This is a genomic window from Nocardioides sp. NPDC087217, from assembly GCF_044744805.1.
Taxonomy (GTDB): Bacteria; Actinomycetota; Actinomycetes; order Propionibacteriales; family Nocardioidaceae; genus Nocardioides.
Window position 1 is genome coordinate 196,543 of record NZ_JBIUZB010000007.1, and the last position, 19,442, is coordinate 215,984.

The 19,442-nt window shown below is 68.7% G+C and carries 23 protein-coding genes and 1 other RNA gene; 16 read left to right on the forward strand and 8 right to left on the reverse strand.

Going from position 1 to position 19,442, the window contains the following annotated elements:
- Window position 1 precedes the first annotated feature (1 nt).
- The 3 genes from ACIO3S_RS25795 (at window position 2) to ACIO3S_RS25805 (ending at window position 2,112) form a co-directional block, all read left to right on the forward strand.
- Window positions 2–562 (forward strand): cytochrome c oxidase subunit 3, encoded by a 561-nt coding sequence (locus ACIO3S_RS25795; protein ID WP_400468793.1) that lies wholly within the window; start codon window positions 2–4, stop codon window positions 560–562.
- Between the two features lie 68 nt (window positions 563–630).
- On the forward strand, window positions 631–843 hold the full coding sequence (locus tag ACIO3S_RS25800) for a hypothetical protein (protein ID WP_400468795.1): 213 nt from the start codon (window positions 631–633) through the stop codon (window positions 841–843).
- 150 nt (window positions 844–993) lie between these two features.
- Window positions 994–2,112 carry a CaiB/BaiF CoA transferase family protein gene (locus ACIO3S_RS25805; protein WP_400468797.1) on the forward strand — a complete coding sequence of 373 codons (1,119 nt, stop codon included), beginning with the start codon at window positions 994–996 and terminating at the stop codon, window positions 2,110–2,112.
- Between the two features lie 114 nt (window positions 2,113–2,226).
- Here ACIO3S_RS25805 and rnpB read toward each other — a convergent pair.
- Window positions 2,227–2,576, reverse strand: an RNA gene (gene rnpB / locus ACIO3S_RS25810) — RNase P RNA component class A.
- Between the two features lie 13 nt (window positions 2,577–2,589).
- Window positions 2,590–2,781 (reverse strand): DUF1918 domain-containing protein, encoded by a 192-nt coding sequence (locus ACIO3S_RS25815; protein ID WP_400468799.1) that lies wholly within the window; start codon window positions 2,779–2,781, stop codon window positions 2,590–2,592.
- A gap of 87 nt (window positions 2,782–2,868) precedes the next feature.
- Between ACIO3S_RS25815 and ACIO3S_RS25820 the strand changes: the two genes are divergently transcribed.
- Both ACIO3S_RS25820 and ACIO3S_RS25825 read left to right on the forward strand, forming a co-directional pair.
- The gene (locus tag ACIO3S_RS25820) at window positions 2,869–3,294 is read left to right on the forward strand and encodes a tetratricopeptide repeat protein (protein WP_400468800.1); all 426 of its coding nucleotides are present in this window, start codon (window positions 2,869–2,871) and stop codon (window positions 3,292–3,294) included.
- Window positions 3,295–3,335: 41 nt separating this feature from the next.
- Window positions 3,336–3,647 carry a 4a-hydroxytetrahydrobiopterin dehydratase gene (locus ACIO3S_RS25825; protein WP_091053215.1) on the forward strand — a complete coding sequence of 104 codons (312 nt, stop codon included), beginning with the start codon at window positions 3,336–3,338 and terminating at the stop codon, window positions 3,645–3,647.
- A 6-nt stretch (window positions 3,648–3,653) separates the two neighbouring features.
- On the opposite strand, the gene ACIO3S_RS25830 is transcribed toward ACIO3S_RS25825, so the two are convergent.
- From ACIO3S_RS25830 to ACIO3S_RS25840, 3 genes are read right to left on the reverse strand one after another with little or no spacing between them, the layout of a single operon-like run.
- Window positions 3,654–4,403 carry a transglutaminase N-terminal domain-containing protein gene (locus ACIO3S_RS25830; RefSeq protein WP_400468802.1) on the reverse strand — a complete coding sequence of 250 codons (750 nt, stop codon included), beginning with the start codon at window positions 4,401–4,403 and terminating at the stop codon, window positions 3,654–3,656.
- Between the two features lie 14 nt (window positions 4,404–4,417).
- Window positions 4,418–5,347: an alpha-E domain-containing protein gene (locus tag ACIO3S_RS25835; protein ID WP_160022128.1), complete on the reverse strand. Its 930-nt coding sequence runs from the start codon at window positions 5,345–5,347 to the stop codon at window positions 4,418–4,420.
- Window positions 5,347–6,837 (reverse strand): circularly permuted type 2 ATP-grasp protein, encoded by a 1,491-nt coding sequence (locus ACIO3S_RS25840; RefSeq protein WP_400468804.1) that lies wholly within the window; start codon window positions 6,835–6,837, stop codon window positions 5,347–5,349. Before ACIO3S_RS25840 ends, ACIO3S_RS25835 begins: the two co-directional genes overlap by 1 nt.
- Window positions 6,838–6,995: 158 nt before the next feature.
- On the opposite strand from ACIO3S_RS25840, the gene ACIO3S_RS25845 reads away from it, so the two are divergent.
- Window positions 6,996–7,205 (forward strand): hypothetical protein, encoded by a 210-nt coding sequence (locus tag ACIO3S_RS25845; protein ID WP_350659246.1) that lies wholly within the window; start codon window positions 6,996–6,998, stop codon window positions 7,203–7,205.
- Window positions 7,206–7,225: 20 nt separating this feature from the next.
- On the opposite strand, the gene ACIO3S_RS25850 is transcribed toward ACIO3S_RS25845, so the two are convergent.
- Complete coding sequence (locus tag ACIO3S_RS25850; RefSeq protein WP_400468806.1) at window positions 7,226–8,440, reverse strand: PQQ-dependent sugar dehydrogenase; 1,215 nt, start codon at window positions 8,438–8,440, stop codon at window positions 7,226–7,228.
- 46 nt (window positions 8,441–8,486) lie between these two features.
- Between ACIO3S_RS25850 and ACIO3S_RS25855 the strand changes: the two genes are divergently transcribed.
- Together ACIO3S_RS25855 and ACIO3S_RS25860 are read left to right on the forward strand one after the other, a co-directional pair.
- Window positions 8,487–9,134, forward strand: a complete 648-nt coding sequence (locus tag ACIO3S_RS25855; RefSeq protein WP_400468808.1) for an ion channel — start codon at window positions 8,487–8,489, stop codon at window positions 9,132–9,134.
- A gap of 64 nt (window positions 9,135–9,198) precedes the next feature.
- Window positions 9,199–10,134, forward strand: a complete 936-nt coding sequence (locus ACIO3S_RS25860; protein WP_400468810.1) for a hypothetical protein — start codon at window positions 9,199–9,201, stop codon at window positions 10,132–10,134.
- A gap of 21 nt (window positions 10,135–10,155) precedes the next feature.
- On the opposite strand, the gene panB is transcribed toward ACIO3S_RS25860, so the two are convergent.
- A complete protein-coding gene (panB, locus tag ACIO3S_RS25865) occupies window positions 10,156–11,028 on the reverse strand; it encodes a 3-methyl-2-oxobutanoate hydroxymethyltransferase (protein WP_400468812.1) in 873 nt (290 codons plus the stop codon).
- Between the two features lie 95 nt (window positions 11,029–11,123).
- Entirely contained in the window at window positions 11,124–11,660 is a 537-nt protein-coding gene (locus ACIO3S_RS25870; protein WP_400468814.1) for a GNAT family N-acetyltransferase, read from the reverse strand.
- 54 nt (window positions 11,661–11,714) lie between these two features.
- Here ACIO3S_RS25870 and ACIO3S_RS25875 point away from each other — a divergent pair, with 54 nt between their 5' ends.
- The 8 genes from ACIO3S_RS25875 (at window position 11,715) to ACIO3S_RS25910 (ending at window position 19,429) form a co-directional block, all read left to right on the forward strand.
- Window positions 11,715–12,185, forward strand: a complete 471-nt coding sequence (locus ACIO3S_RS25875) for a GNAT family N-acetyltransferase (protein ID WP_400468816.1) — start codon at window positions 11,715–11,717, stop codon at window positions 12,183–12,185.
- 124 nt (window positions 12,186–12,309) lie between these two features.
- Window positions 12,310–13,377, forward strand: coding sequence for a DUF1080 domain-containing protein (locus ACIO3S_RS25880; RefSeq protein WP_400468818.1), 1,068 nt, complete (start codon window positions 12,310–12,312; stop codon window positions 13,375–13,377).
- A 58-nt stretch (window positions 13,378–13,435) separates the two neighbouring features.
- The gene (locus ACIO3S_RS25885; protein ID WP_400468819.1) at window positions 13,436–15,460 is read left to right on the forward strand and encodes an NAD(+) synthase; all 2,025 of its coding nucleotides are present in this window, start codon (window positions 13,436–13,438) and stop codon (window positions 15,458–15,460) included.
- Between the two features lie 97 nt (window positions 15,461–15,557).
- Window positions 15,558–16,193 (forward strand): SatD family protein, encoded by a 636-nt coding sequence (locus tag ACIO3S_RS25890; protein ID WP_400468821.1) that lies wholly within the window; start codon window positions 15,558–15,560, stop codon window positions 16,191–16,193.
- Between the two features lie 7 nt (window positions 16,194–16,200).
- Window positions 16,201–16,950 carry a hypothetical protein gene (locus tag ACIO3S_RS25895; protein ID WP_400468823.1) on the forward strand — a complete coding sequence of 250 codons (750 nt, stop codon included), beginning with the start codon at window positions 16,201–16,203 and terminating at the stop codon, window positions 16,948–16,950.
- Window positions 16,951–16,961: 11 nt separating this feature from the next.
- Complete coding sequence (locus ACIO3S_RS25900) at window positions 16,962–17,153, forward strand: hypothetical protein (RefSeq protein WP_400468825.1); 192 nt, start codon at window positions 16,962–16,964, stop codon at window positions 17,151–17,153.
- Between the two features lie 49 nt (window positions 17,154–17,202).
- Complete coding sequence (gene glnA, locus ACIO3S_RS25905) at window positions 17,203–18,540, forward strand: type I glutamate--ammonia ligase (protein ID WP_160022154.1); 1,338 nt, start codon at window positions 17,203–17,205, stop codon at window positions 18,538–18,540.
- Window positions 18,541–18,652: 112 nt separating this feature from the next.
- Complete coding sequence (locus ACIO3S_RS25910; RefSeq protein WP_400468828.1) at window positions 18,653–19,429, forward strand: type 1 glutamine amidotransferase; 777 nt, start codon at window positions 18,653–18,655, stop codon at window positions 19,427–19,429.
- Window positions 19,430–19,442: the final 13 nt, after the last annotated feature.

A 19,442-nucleotide genomic window follows, 5' to 3' on the forward strand; every position in this document is an offset into this window, starting at 1 on the left:
GGTGTCGCTCGGGAAGCGGGTTCCTGCCGAGGTCGGGTTCTGGTTCTTCATCCTCGGAGAGATGTCGGTGTTCTCACTCTTCTTCGGTGCTTACCTGTGGAACCTCGGCAGCCACAGACAAGCCTTCGCCGAAGACGCAAGCAACTTGGTCGTGCCTCTCGGCCTGCTCAACACGCTGGTCCTCCTCGCATCCTCCTATGTCGTGGTGAAGGCCGTGATTGCGCAGCGAAGCGGCGACAACCTGCTTGCCCAGAGGATGGTTGGGCTCGCGCTCGCGGGTGGAGGTCTGTTCGTCCTCTTCAAAGTGGCCGAGTACGTCGTCGAGCTCTCCGGCGGCCACGGACTGACCACCTCGCGGTTCTTTGGCTACTACTACGTGCTGACCGGGCTTCATCTGATGCACGTTGCCATCGGCAGCGTCCTGCTGCTCACGTGGCGGAGAGGCCTGAGCCAGAGTCGTACGTCATTGCGCTGGGCCGAGTGCGCCGCCGGCTATTGGCACATGGTGGACCTGCTGTGGCTTGTCATCTTCTCCATCGTCTACATCGGAACACACGCATGAATGCCATGAGTAATGATCTGAGCCAGGACATGGCTCGCGCTCGTAGAGCTCTTCGCCTACTCGTCGTCTTGACCCTTGCCGCGACGCTCTTGACGCTGGATCTCGTCCGGGACTTGGCATCGGTGCGCGTCCTTTCGTCAGTCGCGGCGGGCTTGGCCTTTGTCAAGGCTCGATTCGTGGTGCTGGACTTCATGAACCTGAGGAACACGGCTTTGCAGCGTGCGCTGGATGTATGGCTGCTCGTTGTCGGCGCAGCGGCCGTGGCCCTCCTCCTGCGATAGCGAGTCTCGTTCGGGACAAGTTGGCCGACGGTGTCACGCGTCGCCGTTGTTCGCCTCGGCCGGGTCCAATTGAAATCGGGAAACGCAAGAGGGAGTTCTGTTGTGGGTAAGGGTGCAGGTTCGGTGGCACCGCGTGGCCCTCTGGGTGGGGTGCGGGTGCTGGAGCTGGGTGGAATGGGGCCTGGCCCGTTCGCGGGCATGACGTTGGCTGACATGGGTGCGGAGGTCATCCGGATCGAGCGGCCAGGGGGACTCGGAGTGTTCCCAGGGGATCCGCGGCTCGATGTGATGAACCGGGGCAAACAGATCATCTGCCTCGACCTCAAACACCCGGAAGCGGTCGACGCCGTGTTGACGGCCGTACGAACGAGCGACATCCTCATCGAGGGGAACCGTCCCGGCGTGACCGAGCGGCTTGGGTTGGGACCTGAGCAGTGCTGGGAACGCAACCCGGGCCTGGTGTATGGCCGCATGACCGGATGGGGTCAGAGTGGACCGCTCTCCGATCGGGCTGGTCACGACGTGTCCTACATCGCCCTGACCGGTGCCTTGCATGGGATCGGTGAGGTCGGCGGGCCTCCGCAGATTCCGCTCAACCTGGTCGGCGACTTCGGTGGCGGCGCGACGTACCTGGTGATGGGCGTGCTGGCGGCGCTGCTCGAGGCTCGCTCGACCGGGCGAGGGCAGGTGGTGGATGCCGCGATCGTGGACGGTGCAGCGCACCTGCTCGCGGGGACTCATGGACTGCTGAACACTGGCACCTGGAGAGACGAACGCGGCGTCAACATGCTCGACGGCGGAGCGCCGTACTACGCGGTCTACGCGACCTCGGATGGCGGCCACATGGCCGTCGGGGCGATCGAGCCGAAGTTCTATGCCCAGTTCGTACAGGGGCTGGGGCTGGAGCTCGATCTGGCTGCCCAAGACGACAGGGAGACCTGGCCGGATACGCGGCGTCGGATTGCTGAGGCGTTCGCGAGCCGCACGCGTTCGGAGTGGACCGAGGTCTTCGAGGCGACAGACGCGTGCGTGGCGCCGGTGCTCTCGATGACGGAGTCGGCCGCGCACCCGCATGTGGCGGCGCGGGGTGGCGTGCTGGTCGAGGATGGGTACGTCCAACCGGGTCAGGCGCCGCGCTTCTCGGACTATCCGGCCGTAGGCTTCGAGCGCCCACACCTGCCCGGGGCGGACACGCGCGCGGTGCTCGACCGGCTCGGGCTCGACGCCGAAGCCTTGCTGGCCTCCGGCGCGGCGCGAGAGGCGCTGTAAGCAGCCGCGAGATCGCCCTTGGTGTCCTCGCTCGCAGCCGCTGCCTCTTGACCGGACAGTAACCGGACAGTAGAGCACCTCGAAAAGTAAAACACCTGGTCAGGCCTGTGAAAGCGGACGGGCTGGCCTGTAAGCCGGGTTCTGTAGTCGGCGACCATCCATCTCGGACCATCGTTGCCGATGGCCTCTAGCAACCTACCCGCGCACTCGGGCGGACCGCCCTCGAACGTACGCTGTCTGGTCTTGCTCCGGGTGGGGTTTACCTAGCTCCTCGTGTCACCACGAGGACTGGTGGGCTCTTACCCCACCGTTTCACCCTTACCGCTACCTGGAGGGTAGCGGCGGTCTGTTCTCTGTGGCACTGTCCCGCGGGTCACCCCGGGTGGCCGTTAGCCACCACCCTGTCCTGTGGAGCCCGGACTTTCCTCGACGTATCTCTACGACGCGATCGCCCGGCCAGCCCGTCCGCACAAAAGTCTAGTGCGAGGCGGGCTCTATGTGGGCATCCGGACCGGGGAAGACGAGCGACTCGTGGTCGCTGTCGCTCCAGCGTACGAGGTAGGGCGGGCTGCCGTCGGGGTGGCTGACCTCGATGATCTCGGCCTCCCGAACGTGGTCCCCGACGTGCGGGCCCGCCACGACGAGGTGGTCACCTACTGATGCGTGCATGCGCGTTCACCTCCTCACCGTCACCATGGTGCTCCCGTGCAGGTGCGGATGGAATACCATCTGGGGGTATCACGTTCGGAGGGTGTGATGACGGAGAACGAAGAGTTCGAGTACGTAGCCCCGGCTGTCGTCTTCCCGGGCCAGGCCTCGCACGAGGTGGCCTACCGGACGGCCCACGACCTGCTCTCGCGGCGCTTCCCGGTGGAGGCGCTGGAGATCCTGGAGCCGGCGCTGGCAGATGACCCCAACAACTTCGGGCTGCGCAGCATGCGGGCCTGGGCCTACATGCTGCGGGCCCAGCTCGCCAGGGCCGAGGCGGAGCTGCGCTGGCTCGTCGAGCGCGACCCCAGCGACGCCTGGAGCCAGCACTCGCTGGGGCGCGTCCTGGAGCGCCAGGACCGGCTCGAGGACGCGCTCGGCCCGCTGCGCCTGGCGGCGGTCATGAGCGACGACTACGACCATCACGCAGCCGTCTACCGCGTACGCAACCGGCTCGCGCAGCGCGAGGGGTGACCCGCGTGGCGCGCCGCCCGCGGCGGTGGCAGGGTGGAGGCATGGAACCTGACACCACGACCCTCACCGCCGAGCAGGTCGCCCAGGAGCAGCTCGACGGCTGGACGTTCGACACCAGCGGCGAGGCCGACAGCATCGTCGCCCGCGTGGAGACCGGTGACTTCATCACCGGTCTCGCGCTGGTCAACGCGATCGGGGCGAAGGCCGAGGAGGCCAACCATCATCCCGACATCGACCTGCGCTACCCGTACGTCGAGATCCGGCTCACCAGTCACGACGCCGGTGGCGTCACCAGCCGTGACATCGCGCTGGCAAAGGTGATCAACGGGCTCGCGGCGGAGAGCACGCTCTGAGCCAGGCTAGGCGAGCCGGGTCATCTCGACGGTGACCTCGACGGCCGGCTCCTCGGGGCCCGAGTAGATCCCGCCCAGCGGCTTGACGTCGGTGTGGTCGCGGCCCGTGGCCACACCGACGTACGCGTCGCCGGGCTCGTTGCCGGTCATCGGGTCGACCCCGTGCCAGCCGTTGTCCCACCACTCGACCCAGGAGTGCGCGCCGCCGGGGTAGACGTAGCCGGAGACGTAGCGCGCCGGGATCCCGACCGTACGTAGCGCCCCCAGCAGTTGGTGGGCGGCATCCGGTGCCGGCGCGGACCCGTCGGCGACCACCTGAGCGATCTCGGCCGCTGCCTCACCCGGAAGCCCGGCGGAGGCCGCGATCGTCTTCGCCCGCGTCGCGAGCTCCTCGTCGGGCACCACCAGCGAGGGCAGGCCGAGGAACTCGACGAACCGGTCCGCGACCCCGGGCTGAGCGGCCTCCTCCCAGGTGAGCACAGGTGCCGCCCCGGGCTTCCGGTCGACGTGGACGGTGCTGGTCGCGGAGACCTTCAGTCGACGGTGCGCCTCGAGCACCTCGATCGCGGTGACCTCGTTGCCGAAGTAGTCCTTGTACTCATACGTCCACGGCTTGGGTGAGACGTCGATCCGGTGGTGGACCACGATCTGGTCGGGCGTGGTCAGGGGAGTCAGCCGTGCCTGGTTGTAGGAGGCGACCGCCGGTCCGTCGTAGGCGAAGGTCGTGGTGTGCACGATGCGGAACTGCATGCTCATCTCGATCAGACTCCTCAGACCGGCTGCCAGGCCAGCGCCTCGGCACCGGCGAAGTAGCGCTTGGTGACGGCCTCGGTGGCCTCGGCGCAGGTGACCTGGAGCCGCTCCATCTCGGCGGGCAGGTCCGCCAGCAGATCGTGGAGCGAGCGATACTCCAGCGAGGCCCGCATCCGGCCGATCAGCCGGTGGGCCTCGTCGGTGAAGCCGGCGCGGCGGGTCGTCCCCTCGAGTGTGTCCAGGGCCAGCTCGGCCCGCTGCAGCGCGTGCACCACCGAGCGCGGGAAGATCCGGTCCAGCAGCAGGAACTCGGCAGCCGCCTGCTCGGTCTCGACCCCCTTGTTGACCCGCAGGAACGCGTCGTACGCCCCACAGGCGCGCAGGGTCGAGTTCCACTGCGAGGCACCGCCGGCGCTCGTCAACGAGGTGGTCGCGACCAGCCGCGACGTCATGTCCGCGCGCTCGACGTAGCGTCCGAGCATCAGGAACTGCCAGGACTCATCGCGCATCATCGTGGCGTCGGCGGTGCCGTTGATCTGGGCGACCCGGTCGCGCACCCAGCCGAAGATGAACGGGGCCCGCATGTGCTTGAACTGGCCGGCCGGGATCGCCCGGTAGGTGGTGTTGAGCGCCTCCCACAACGGCACCGAGAGCGTCTCCCGGGCCCCACGGGCCGACTCCCTGGCCGCGCCGAGCGCGTAGGCCATCGAGGTCGGTGCGGTGGTGTCGTACGCGAGCATGTCCAGCATCTGCGGGAGCCCGACCTTCTCCTCCTCGGAGAGCTCGATGCCCATCACCGCGAGCAGCGAGCGGCAGGCGGTCTCCTCGTCGGTGGCGGCGTCCTCGAGGATGTGCTGGGTCTGTACGTCGAGGATGCGCGCGGTGTCTTCGGCGCGCTCCACATAACGCCCGATCCAGAACATCGACTCGGCGATACGACTCAGCATCACGCCACCCCCTGCGTTTGAGACTGACCCTGACCCCGACCGGACGGCCGGGACGACGTCGGTCCGGCGAGCACCCAGGTGTCCTTCGAGCCGCCGCCACGGGAGCTGTTCACGATCAGCTCGCCCTCTGCGAGCGCCACCCGAGTCAGGCCGCCGGGAAGAACCCAGACCTTGTCGCCATCATTGACCGCGAACGGCCTCAGGTCCACATGCCGCGCCCCGAGATCCCCGTCGATGAAGGTCGGGACCGTGGAGAGCTGCACGACCGGCTGCGCGATCCAGGAGCGGGGATCCTCCAGGATCTTGCCGCGCAGCACCTCCAGCTCGCGCGCCGAGGCCGCCGGCCCGATCACGATCCCCTTGCCGCCCGAGCCGTCGACGGGCTTGAGCACGAGCTCGTTGAGCCGGTCGAGGACCTCCTCGCGCGAGGACGCATCACCCATCCGCCAGGTGTCGACGTTGCGGATCACCGGGTCCTCGCCGAGGTAGTAGCGGATGATGTCGGGCATGTAGGTGTAGACGAGCTTGTCGTCGGCGACCCCGTTGCCGACCGCGTTCGCCAGCGTCACGTTGCCCATCCGGGCGGCGTCGATCAGCCCGACGCAGCCGAGCATCGAGTCGGGCCGGAAGTGCACCGGATCGAGGAACTCGTCGTCGATGCGCCGGTAGATGACGTGCACCGGGGCCAGCCCCTTGGTCGTACGCATCAGCACCTGCCCGTTGCGGCAGACCAGGTCGCGCCCCTCGACGAGCTCGACCCCCATCGTGCGGGCCAGCAGCGCGTGCTCGAAGTAGGCGCCGTTGTAGACGCCCGGCGTCAGGACGACCACGGTGGGATCGGCGACGCCGGCGGGGGCGGCCGCGCGCAGCGCTGCGAGGAGCTTCTGCGGGTAGTTGGCCACCGGACGGATCCGGTGCTCGGCGATCGTCTCCGGGAGTGCGGCCGAGATCGCGCGACGGTTGGTCATGACGTACGAGACCCCGGACGGGACCCGCACGTTGTCCTCCAGCACGCGAAACTCGCCGTTGTTGTCACGGACCAGGTCGATGCCCGAGACCTGGATGCGTACGCCGTTGGGCGGATGCACCCCGGCGGCAGCGCGGTGGTAGTGGCTGGAGGTGGTGATCACCTCGCGCGGGATCACGCCGTCGTCGAAGACATTGCCCTCGTCGTAGATGTCGGCGAGGAACAGCTCCAGCGCCTTGACCCGCTGCTGGACGCCCTTGTCGATCGTCGCCCAGGTGTCCCGCTCGATGACCCGCGGCACGATGTCGAGCGGGAAGGCCCGCTCCTCTCCGCCGATGTCGAAGGTGACGCCCTGGTCGAGATAGCTGGCCTGCATCGCCTCGACCCGGCTGATCAGCTCCGCGGCGCTCAGCCGCCGCAGCGAGTCGCCGAGCCGTTGATAGGGAGGGCGCAGCTCGCTGCCGACGAACATCTCGTCATAGGCCGGATCCCGCGTCTCGTAGGCGTCGAACATCTGGCTCATGGGGGCAACCTACTGAAATCCGTGTAACAGCGCTGTTGCCCACGCGAACATCTCGCACAACGGTAAGTTGGCTGCATGAGCGAGCGCCAGCGAGTGAGCAATCAGATCATCATGCCGCCGCGTCCGTACTCTTGCCCTTCCTCTACGGAGGCGGCGGCATGAGCGACGAGCACGCGGGCGAGTACTACTACTGCCTCAAGCACAAGACCGTCGAGCCGTACGAGGGCTGCAAGGCCAAGGACCGTCTCGGCCCGTACGCCTCCCACGCCGAAGCCTCCCGCGCGCTGGAGCACGTTCAGGAGAACAACGAGCGCTGGGAGAAGGAAGACAAGGCCTGGGAAGGCGACGCGGGCACCGAAGACAAGTGATCCTCAGCTCCGGGTGATCCTCAGCGCGGGGTCACCCGGAGCAGCATGTCCTCGCCGCCGTTGTCGGTGGTGATCAGCAGGTCGCCGTCGGCGGCCAGCGAGACCGTACGTAGCCGCCCGTAGTCGTGCATGACCTCGGGTGAACGGTCGTCGGTGAGCTTCCCGGACTCGTCGAAGGAGATGATCCGCAGCTCCTGGTCCTTGAGCACGGCGACCGCCAGCGCCCCGCCGTAGGCGCCCCACCGCTCCTGGACCGGGATGAAGGTGCCGCCGCCGGTGGCGACGGTCGGGTTGCCGGACTCCCAGGCCGCCTCGATCTGCTCTCCGGGCAGGTCCTGGTCGGTCATCGGCACCGACTCGTTGTAGCCCGCACCAGGGTTCCAGCCATAGTCGCCGCCGAGGGTGATCTCGTTGACCTCGTCGTCGCGGTCGGGGCCGTGCTCCATCGACCAGATCGTGCCGTCTGCTCGCTCTGCCAGACCCTGCACGTTGCGGTGGCCGAAGCTCGTGATGAATCGTCGCGGCCCCTCGTCGCCCGCCCACGGGTTGCCGGGCCACGGCTTGCCGGTCTGCGGGTCGAGCCGGAGCGTCTTACCGCCCAGAGAGTCGAGGCTGCGCGGGTTCTCCTCGTTGGCGGCGTCGCCGGTGCCGACCCACAGCGCACCGTCGGCGCTGATCAGCAGCCGGCAGCCACCATGGCGCCCGGAGCTGGTGGGGAAGCCGTCGATCAGCGTCCGCTCCTGGGTCGCCGTGGTCAGCCCGGCGTCGAGGGTCCAGGAGATGACGCGTACGTCCTCGCCGCCGTTCCACCCCTGGCAGGTGTAGATGCGCCGGTTCTCGGCGAAGCCGGGGTCGATCTCGAGACCCATCAGACCGGTCTCACCGGAGACCCAGATGTCGTTGTCCTCGAGCGTGATCTCGCGCCGCTCGCCGCCCTCGATCAGCGACAGGACCGCCCGGTCGCGCTCGGTGACCAAGAAGCGGTCCTCGCCGATGTCGGCCACGTCCCAGGGATGGTCGAGCTCGTCGTTGACCACCTCGACATCGAGCTCCGGGACCCGGTCGGACGTCGGCAGCACAGCCGCGGGGGCCGATGCGGAGGCGCTCGCGGAGGCGCTCGACGAGCCCGACGGGTTCAGCGGTGGGGGAGTGGAGGCGGGAGAGGAGTCTCCGGCGCATGCTGCGGTCGAGAGCCCGAGAGTGATCACGGAGGCGAGGGCGATGGCAGCGCGCATGGTGCCGACGGTACTGGTCGGGTGGGCTCTAGGGTGTGCGGTTGTGATGAACGTGATCAGGGCGATGCGCGAACACCCCTCCGCCGTACTCCTGCTCGGACAGGTGGTGGCGATCCTGGCCTACCCCTTCCTCGACGGTTCGACCGCCGGCCGCGCCGCGCTCGGTGTGCTGCAGCTGCTGCTCCTGCTGGCAGCGGTCGCGGCGGTACGCATGACCCCAGCCTTCTCCTGGGCAGCCATCATCTTCGGGGGACCGGCGATGATCTTCGCGGTGTGGGAGTCGGTCGCGCCGAACGAGGGCTGGGTCGTGCTGACCTCGGCCTTCTTCCACGTCCCGTTCTACCTGTTCGTCTCCTACGCGATGATCCGCTACCTCTTCCACGACGACGTGGTGACCCGCGACGAGCTCTTCGCCACCGGAGCGGCGTTCACCGTGGTCGCCTGGGCCTTCGCCTATCTGTACGCGGCTATCCAGGTGATCTGGCCCGGCTCGTTCGGCGACCACCGGCAGTGGTTCGACCTGCTCTACCTATCGTTTACCACGCTGACCTCGGTCGGCCTCTCCGACATCGTTCCCGTGCTCCCCAACGCCCGTTCGATGGTGATGCTCGAGCAGATCGCGGGGGTCTTCTACGTCGCCATGGTGGTCGCCCGCCTCGTCGGGCTGGCGGCCGCCAGGGCGCGACGCGTATAGCCGTTCTCCACAGAGTGGGCCGAATGCGGTGGCGCCGGGCCTGACTTCGTCGCAGCGTGGGTGCATGGAGAAGTCAGTGCCACGCCGGCCGCCGCGCAGGCGCAGCGGCCGCTGGGTGGGTCTGGGGTCCGGGGTCCGGCTCGCGCGCGACGTCGGTGAGGAGGCTCCGGTCTGGGCCCGGATGCGGGCCTGGGCGGAGCAGTTGCCGGACGGCACGGTCTTCACCGGGCTGACCGCGGCGGAAGCGTACGAGCTCTGGCTGCCGCCGCTGGCTCCGGACCGTCCCATCGAGATCTCCGTCCCGAGCGGCGTGCGGGTGCGACGGCCTCAGGTGGACGCCACCCGCCACCGGCTTCCCCCGCACAGCCACGGGATCGACGGCGTACGGATCGCGACGGTCGCCGAGACCATGCTCGCCGCGGCGCCCCGCCTCGGTCTGTTGGATCTGGTCGTGCTCGTCGACGGCGTGCTGCATGAGCAGGGTTGCACCCGCGACGATCTCGAGGAAGTGGCGCGAGGTCGGAGGGGCGGGCCCCGGTTGCGCGAAGCGCTCGCTCTGGCCGACGGCCGGTCGGAGTCTCCGTGGGAGTCGTTGCTCCGGATGCTGCACGAGGCGTGCGAGGTGCCGGTGCAGCCTCAGGTCGAGCTGCTCGACGACGCCGGTCGCTTCGTGGCGCGGGCCGACCTGCTGATCACCGGGACCAGGACACTGCAGGAGTACGACGGAGCCGTGCATCGCGACCGTGGCCAGTATGCCCGCGACCGCCGCCGGGACTCTCGCCTCGCGGAGGCGGGCTACGTACGCCACGGCTATGTGGCGCCGGACGTCCGCTTCCGCGCCGCGATGATCCTGCGAGAGGCCGACGCGGCGCTCGGCCGGACCTACGATCCGACCCGCCTGGACGCCTGGTACGCCCTGTGGCGCGGATCCCTGTGGGAGCAAGATCCGAGAAGTGGTCAATTTGGGCCCGGCGTGGAGCCGGCGGACGGCCCAAATTGACCACTTCTCAAGCGTGGATCGTCAGAAGGTGTGCTCGGGACCGGGGAAGGTCGAGCCCTTGACGTCGGAGATGTACGCCTCGGCGCCCTCGGACAGGACCGACTTCACGTCGGCGTACTGCTTCACGAAGCGGGCCATCTTGCCGCTGCGCATGCCGAAGGCGTCCTGCCAGACCAGGACCTGGCCGTCGCAGTCGGGCCCGGCGCCGATGCCGATCGTGGGGATGTCGAGCTCCTTGGAGATCTGTGCGGCGACCTCACCGGGGACCATCTCCATGACGACCGCGAACGCTCCGGCCTCCTGGACGGCCTTGGCGTCGTCGATGATCCGGTCGGAGGTGTCGCCGCGGCCCTGGACGCGGTAGCCGCCGAGCACGTGCTCGGACTGCGGGGTGAAGCCGATGTGGGCGATGACCGGGATGCCGCCCTCGGTCAGCTTCTTGATCACCGGGGCCATTTCGGCGCCGCCCTCGAGCTTCACGCAGTGCGCGCCGGCCTCCTTCATGAACCGCACCGCGGTCAGGTAGCCCTGCTCGGGCGAGGCCTGGTAGGAGCCGAAGGGCAGGTCGCCGACGACCATCGCCCGCTTCACGCTGCGCGAGACCGCGCGGGTCAGCGGCAGCAGCTCGTCCACGGTCACCGGAAGCGACGTCTCGTTGCCGAGGACGTTGTTGGAGGCCGAGTCACCGACGAGCAGCAGGTCGACCCCGGCCTCGTCGAAGATCTGGGCGGTGTACATGTCGTAGGAGGTCAGCATCGTGATCTTGTCGCCACGCTGCTTCATCTCGCGAAGATGATGCGTGCGCACCTTGCGTACGGGCTTGCCCGGTGCGTTCCCGGCAGCTCCGGTCCCGTAAGGGGCGGTCTCCTCAGCAGAGGGGTTCGTGCTCATCATCGAGCCTTTCTGGGTTCATCTCGCAGCTCCCTGATGGAGTCCACGGACTACTCCCAGCGTAGGTCCAGATGGACCCGTACGCGCTGTGGTGGTGGTCACAGCCGGTCGAACGGGGCGGCGTAGCTGAACGGGCCTCGCAGGTCCGGGTCGTACGCAGCCAGGGGCCGTGCCTGGAAGTAGTCGCCCCAGGCGGGCTCGGGTGCTTCGATCCCGAGCGAGGAGGCAGGGACGAAGCCGAAGCGGCCGTAGTAGTCGGGGGAGCCGAGGAGGATGACGACCGGCTCGCCCATCGCGTCGGCGGCACCGAGGATGGCGTGCATCAGCGCCGAGCCGACGCCGTCGCGCTGACGGGCGGGGGAGACGCTGACCGGGCCGAGGCCGAGCGCGGGCCGGCCGGCGAGCGTCCCACGGGTGGCCACGGCGTGGCCGACGATCTCGCCGTTGGCCTCGGCGACCAGCGAGAGCTCCGGTATCCAGCCCGGATCCTCGCGCAGCCATCCGACCAGGGTCGCCTCCCCGGGCGCACCGTCGGGCTCGATCGGCGGCGCGGAATGCTCCACACCGGAGAAGGCGGCGGCGGTGACCACACGGATGTCGGCCACGTCCTCAGGACGCTCACGTCGAATCAGCACGGTCCGACGCTAAACCGAACGACAGCCCCGGCGCTCCTGGTTATCGTCGCGTACATGCGGGTGCGAGAGGCGACGGCGGAGGACCTCGACGCGGTGATCCACGTCGGCGTGACGACCTGGCGGGCGACGTATCCGCCGATCACCGGCGAGGCGTACGTCGAGGAGGGCATCGCCAAGTGGTGGGCCCCGGACGCAGTGCTCCCCGGGATCAGGGCCGGCACCGTCCTCGTCGCCGAGGTGGACGACCAGGTCGTGGCGATGGCCTCCTACTCGGTCTTCGAGGACCACCTGATGCTCTGGAAGCTGTACGTCCTGCCCGACTCCCAGGGCTCCGGCGCCGGCAGCGCGCTGCTGAGCGAGGTGATCGCCCGCGCCGGCGACCTGCCCGTACGCCTCACCCACCTCGTCGGCAACGACCGCGCCCACGCCGTCTACGAGCGGCTCGGTTTCGTCGAGTCCGCCACGGTTCCCAGTCCCATCGACGACGGCCCGGAAGAGATCGTGATGGAGCGCGCGGCAGACTGAACCTTCTTTCGAAGATTGTTTGCGAAAGTCGCTCGGAAATGGTTGAAAGTCGGCGGCGGCCGACACTAGCATCCAGCGTGACGCGCATCACATCTCGTTCGGCGTCCTGACGTTCGGAGTCTCGATGTCCCACTTCCTCCCCTCACGCCGCACCCGGACCCGGCTCGCCGTCGGGTCGGCCGTTCTCGGGATCACCGCTCTGTGCCTGGGCGGTGCGGTCGGAGCCGCCTCCGCGACTCCTGCCGAGACGCCCTCGACGACCGCAACCTGCCCGGCGCCCGATGCCCGCTCGAGCGTGGTCTTCCTCGATCTCGACAGCGGCGTCGCCAACAGCACCCTGCGCTCCGGCTGCACCATCAACGACGTCATCGACGATGAGCGGACGTGGCCGACTCACGGGGCCTTCGTGACGCACGTCCGCAGCGTCACCGCCGATCTGGTCGTCACCGGTGAGGTCACGCGCGCCGAGGCCAGCCGGCTGCAGTCCGCTGCCGCCCGCTCGCAGGTGGGGAAGGTCGAGGGTTACGACTGGCTCTTCGACGGCTCGGCCGACTCCTTCGACGACTGGGCCTACGCCGGCGACGGTGGGTTCGACCTGGTGGCGGACGGCACCATCCGCAGCCGTGCCGGCGCGGGTGGCGGGTTCGGAACCCTGTGGTACCCGGCACAGGAGTACGGAGACTTCTCGTTGCGACTGCAGTTCCGCGACGACGCACCCGGGACGGCCCGCGGGAACAGCGGCGTCCAGGTGCGCTTCCCCGAGCTGTGGGGTCCGGTCGAGGGGTGCCCGACCACGTTCAACGGCAGCGAGACCGGCAACCTCTCCTGGATCGCGGTCAACTGCGGCCACGAGATCCAGGTCAACGACTCGCCGGAGGGTGGCGGCAACGACCCCCGCAAGACCGGGTCGATCTACGGCTTCGCCGACCTGACCCTGGCGCAGGCGCGACCGACCCCGAAGGGCACCTGGAACGATCTCGAGATCCGCGTCGTCGGCCAGCACTACACCGTGATCCGCAACGGTGTCGTGATCAACGAGTTCGAGAATCTGCCCGGGCTGCCGTTCCCCGGTCGTCCGAACGACCCCGACTCCAGCAGCCGCGGGCTGACCGGTCACGTCGGGGTCCAGGCGCACGGCAGCACCCCGGACGTGGTCTCCTACCGGAACATCCGCATCCGCGACCTGTCCTGAGGCCGTACGCGGTCGGCGGCGGGCATCGGGTGGCTGGGTAGCGCCTAGACTCCCGGGTGTGGACTTCTACTCCGCCTACTCCCATGGTTTCGCGCGGGTCGCGGCGTGCACCATCCCGATCTCCGTCGCCGACCCGGCGGCCAACGCCCGCGAGGTGATCGCCCAGGCGCGCGAGTGCTCCGACGAGGGGGTCGCGGTGGCGGTCTTCCCCGAGCTCTGCCTCTCGGGCTACTCGATCGACGACCTCGTCCTGCAGCGGACGCTGCTCGATGCCGTGCACGCCGCGATCAGCGCGATCGTGGTGGCCTCCGAGGAGCTGCTGTCGGTGATCGTCGTCGGCGCCCCGCTGCGCCACGGCGACCGGGTGCTCAACACGGCGGTCGTGATCCACGGCGGCGAGGTGCTCGGCGTGGTGCCCAAGACCTACCTGCCGACCTACCGCGAGTTCTACGAGAAGCGGTGGTACGGCACGGGCGACGGCGCCGACGGCACCATCATGCTCGGCGGCGAGGAGGTGCCGCTCAGCAACGAGCTGCTCTTCCGGTGCACCGACGTCAAGGATCTCGTCTTCCACGTCGAGGTCTGCGAGGACATGTGGGTCCCGGTGCCGCCGAGCGCCAAGGCCGCGTTGGCCGGCGCGACCGTGCTGCTCAACCTCTCCGCCAGCCCGATCACGGTCGGCCGCTCCGACGCGCGCCGGCTCCTGGTGCAGTCGGCGAGCGCGCGGTGCATGGCGGCGTACGTCTACACCGCCGCCGGCCAGGGCGAGTCGACGACCGACCTGTCCTGGGACGGGCAGACGATGGCGTACGAGCTCGGCGAGCTGCTGGGCGAGACCGAGCGGTTCCCGGACGGGCCGCGGCGCACCGTCGTCGACGTCGACCTGGAGCGGATCCGCGCCGAGCGGATCCGGCAGGGCACCTTCGACGACAACCGCCGCGCCGAGGGCACCTTCCACTCCGAGATCGAGTTCGAGCTCGCACCGCCGCTGACCGGTGACGGTCTGAGGCGCAAGGTCGACCGGTTCCCGTTCGTCCCCGACGACCCGGAGAAGCTCGCGCTGGAGTGCTACGAGGCCTACAACATCCAGGTCTCCGGGCTCGAGAAGCGCCTCCAGTCGATCGGCCCGGACACGAAGATCGTCATCGGCGTCTCCGGCGGGCTCGACTCCACCCATGCGCTGATCGTCGCCGCCAAGGCGATGGAGCGGCTCGGCCGGCCGGCGAGCGACATCCTGGCGTTCACGATGCCCGGCTTCGCCACCTCGGACGACACCAAGTCCAACGCGATCAAGCTGATGGAGGCGCTCGGGACGACCTACGAGACGCTCGACATCCGCCCGACGGCCACCCAGATGCTCAAGGAGATCGGCCATCCGGCCGGCGAGGGCGAACCGGTCTACGACGTCACCTTCGAGAACGTCCAGGCGGGGCTGCGTACGGACTTCCTCTTCCGCATCGCCAACCAGCGCGGCGGCATCGTCCTCGGCACCGGCGACCTCTCCGAGCTCGCGCTCGGCTGGGCGACGTACGGCGTCGGCGACCAGATGTCGCACTACAACGTCAACGCGGGCGTCCCGAAGACCCTGATCCAGCACCTGATCCGCTGGGTGATCACCACCGAGCAGTTCGACGGCACCGCCGACGAGGTGCTCCAGGAGATCCTCGACCAGGAGATCTCGCCCGAGCTCGTGCCGGGGGAGGTGCTGCAGTCGACGGAACAGAAGATCGGGCCGTACGCCCTGCAGGACTTCACCCTCTTCCACACCGTGCGCAACGGCTTCACGCCCTCGAAGATCGCCTTCCTGGCGTGGAACGCTTGGCACGACGTCGAGGCCGGCGAGTGGCCCCCGGGGTTCCCGGAGGGGAAGCGGACGGCGTACGAGATGAAGGAGATCCGAGCCTGGCTTGAGGTCTTCGTGAAGCGCTTCTTCGCCAACCAGTTCAAGCGCTCGGCGCTGCCCAACGGTCCCAAGGTCTCCAACGGCGGCACCATGTCGCCCCGCGGCGACTGGCGGATGCCCTCGGACGCCTCCCCGGCCGCCTGGCTCGCCGAGATCGAGGCCCGGGTTCCCGTCGAGTAGGGATCATGCCTGCGGCCTCGCGCTGAAGGAGATGGCTTCACCCGAATCGAATAAAGCAAATACCTTCATCTCATCAGAATGAAGGTAAGATCTTCACATGGCTTCTGTGGCGACCGTGATCGGCGACCTCGTGGGCTCGCGCACCAAGACTGACCGCGCGCAGGTCCACGCGGCGTTCGCCGAGGCTGTCGAGGAGATCAACGAGACGTGGCAGCCGGTCACCCCGCTGCGGATCACGGTCGGCGACGAGTATCAGGGAGCCTTCGAGACCGTCGGCGCCGCGATCCAGGCCACGTTCCGGCTGCGGATCGCGCTCGACCCCGTGGTCGGTGTACGCCATGGCATCAGCTGGGGCGCCACCCGGGTGCTCAGCGACGACCCCCGGGTCGAGGACGGACCGGGGTGGTGGGCCGCGCGGGCGGCGATCGAGACGGCGGAGAACGCCGAGAACAAGGCGGCCTCCCGCAGCGTACGGACCTGGTATCAGCCGGCGGAGGACGCGGGCGCGCCGGACCCGGCCGCGGTCAACGCTGCTCTGGTCTCGCGAGACGAGCTCTTTTCTCGTCTGGACCGGTCCTCGGTGTCGGTGCTTTCTGGCATGCTCTCCGCCATGCCTCAGAAGGCCATCGCCGCCGATCTCGACATCACCCCCTCCGCGGTCTCCCAGCGTGTCCGCCGCGACGGCATCGCCGTGATCGTGCGCGCCGACGAGCTGTTGGGGAAGGTCCGGTGAGCGCGGCATGAGCTGGATAGCGCTGCTGCTGATCGGGGTCGGGACGGTCGACTTCGCCCACTCGATCATCGATCCGTTCAAGCGGATCCGCTGGGTCCCCGAGGCGATCGGGGCAGCCGCGGTGATCGCTTTCGGCCTGCTCTCGGCCCTCTTCGGAGGTGACCTGGCTGCCGTGATCGTGATCGCCGGGATCACCGTGCTGTGGGGTTTCCTGGCCCACCCGCCCCAGGGCTCGGACAAGAATCCTCACCCGGGGATCCCGCTGGCTCTGCTCGGCGGGGCGATCTTCGTCGGGATCCTGCTGGCCCCGGTGGCCGGCGAGGTCGGCGGACCGGTCGCCGCGTGGGCGGAGCAGGCGCCCTGGGTCTGGGTCGAGGCGGCGCGCCCCGAGGCCGTGCTGCTCGTCTTCGGTGGCCTGCTGGTCCAGGTCTCGACCGGCAACGTCGTGGTGCAGCTCGTCCTCGACGTCGCCAAGGTGGCCAACCCGCTCGACGGTGTCGACGGCAACAATCTCAAGGGCGGCCGGCTCCTGGGTCCGCTCGAGCGACTGACGATCTTCGGGCTCGGTCTCACCGGCAACCTGGCCGCCGCCGGCCTGGTGGTCGCGGCCAAGGGCCTGATCCGCTGGCCGGAGCTGCAGTCGTTCCGCGGTGAGCACGAGGGGCCGAGCATCAACGACGTGACCGAATATTTCCTGGTCGGCAGCTTCGTCTCCTGGATGACCTCGCTGGTGACCCTCGCCCTGGTCATCACCTAGATTGCGGTGTCATGACTGTGGGTAAGGCTCTTGGGATCCTGGTGGCCGCCGTGCTTCTCCTGGCCGGCGGAACGCTGGCGCTGACCGGCATGGGCTATCTCGGCGGAGGCGGCACGAGCACCGCCTGGTCGATCCTCGGAGCCGCGCTGGCGGGGTTCGGGGTGGCGCTGGTGATCTCGATCTTCAGAGGTCCCGGCCGCTGACCGTGACGCGGAGATCCCGCCTGTAACGTCGGACCGTTAGTGTTCACGCATGGGCAAGCAACAGGACTTCGTGCTCCGGGCACTCGAAGAGCGGGACGTACGTTTCGTGCGGCTGTGGTTCACCGACGTGCTCGGCTATCTGAAGTCGGTCGCGGTGGCGCCGGCCGAGCTCGAGAGCGCTTTTGCGGAGGGCATCGGCTTCGACGGCAGCGCGATCGAGGGGTTCGCGCGGGTGACCGAGGCCGACATGCTGGCCCTGCCGGATCCGAGCACCTTCCAGATCCTGCCGTGGCGCCAGGACGGCCCGGCCACGGGCCGGATGTTCTGCGACATCGTGATGCCCGACGGCTCGCCGTCGTACGCCGACCCCCGCTACGTGCTCAAGCGCACCCTGTCCAACGCCGCGGAGAAGGGCTTCACCTTCTACACGCACCCCGAGATCGAGTTCTACCTCTTCAAGGACAACCCGCGCGACGGCAGCGAGCCGACCCCGGTCGACTCCAGCGGCTACTTCGACCACACCGCCCAGTCGATGGGCGCCGACTTCCGGCGTGAGGCGATCACGATGCTCGAGGCCATGGGGATCAGCGTCGAATACAGCCACCACGAGGGCGGGCCGGGCCAGAACGAGATCGACCTGCGCTACGCCGATGCGCTGAGCACCGCCGACAACATCATGACCTTCCGTACGGTGATCCGTGAGGTGGCGCTGAGCCAGGGCATCTGGGCCAGCTTCATGCCCAAGCCGTTCACCGATCACCCGGGCTCGGGCATGCACACCCACCTGAGCCTGTTCGAGGGTGACGCCAACGCGTTCTACGAGCCGGGCGCCGAATACCAGCTCTCCAAGACCGGTCGCAGCTTCATCGGCGGCGTGCTCCGCCACGCCGGCGAGATCACCGCGGTGACCAACCAGTGGGTCAACTCCTACAAGCGGCTGATCGGCGGGGGAGAGGCGCCGGCTCACGTCGCCTGGGGCCACAACAACCGCTCGGCGCTGGTCCGGGTGCCGATGTACAAGCCGCTCAAGGGCCAGTCGACCCGCATCGAGGTCAGGAGCCTCGACGCCGCCTGCAACCCCTACCTGGCCTTCGCCGTGATCCTGGCGGCGGGCATGAAGGGCATCGAGGAGGGCTACGAGCTGCCGCGTGAGGCGGAGGACGACGTATGGGCGCTGACCGAGCGCGAGCGCAAGAGCCTCGGCATCGACCCGCTGCCGGAGAACCTCGACGAGGCGATCGGGATGGCCGAGGATTCCGAGCTCCTCGCCGAGACCCTCGGCGAGCACGTCTTCGACTTCTTCCTGCGCAACAAGCGCGCCGAGTGGGCCGCCTACCGCGAGCAGGTGACCGCCTACGAGCGCTCCCGGATGCTGCCGGTCATCTGAGTCCGCAAACTGGTTGTCAAGGAAACTCAAGCCCGATTCCACACTTCCGATCCGGTGCTGCCACACTGGATCGAACGGGAGAGTGGGAGTGATGTCGTTGAGTCTTCCCCGAGTGCTTGTGATCCAGCACGAGGAGACAGTGCCGCCGGCGTTGTTCGGTCATTGGCTGGCTGAGGCGGGCATGTGTGTCGACGTCTGTCGCGCGTACGCCGAGCCGATCCCGCCGCTCTCGTCGCTGGACGCCTCCTACTCGGGGCTGCTCGTGATGGGCGGCTCGATGGACGCCGACTCCGACGATGAGCACCCCTGGCTCCAGGTCACCCGCGAGCGGATCGCGCAGGCCGCAGAGGCCGGTATCCCGACGCTCGGGATCTGCCTGGGCCACCAGCTGGCCGCGATGGCGCTCGGTGGCACCGTGGAGCGCAGCCCGTTCGGGCTCACCGTGGGCGTACACCAGGTGACCTGGGAGCCCGAGGTGCTCTTCGACCCGCTGATGCGCCTGCTGGCGGGCGACGACCGCGCCATGCACTGGCACCGCGACGTGGTCGGCCGGCTGCCCGAGGGCACCGTCCAGCTGGCCAGCTCGATCGACGGGCAGGTCCAGGCGGCGCGGTTCGCTCCGACCGTGTGGGGCGTGCAGTTCCACCCCGAGGTCGACGCCGCCGCGGTTGCGGTCTGGGCCGAGGAGTCGGTCGAGGAGCTCGAGCAGATCGGACGCAGCGTCGACGACGTCGTCGCGACGGCCACCTTCGCCGAGAAGGAGCTGATCAAGACCTGGCAGCCGCTGGCTTTCGGGTTCGCTCGCCTGGTCCGTGAACGCAGTGCCGCCGTGGCTCCTGGCGGCAGCCGTGGAGGGGTCATCCCGACCCCCAGGCCCTGGAGCGCGTGACGTCACCCAGGTG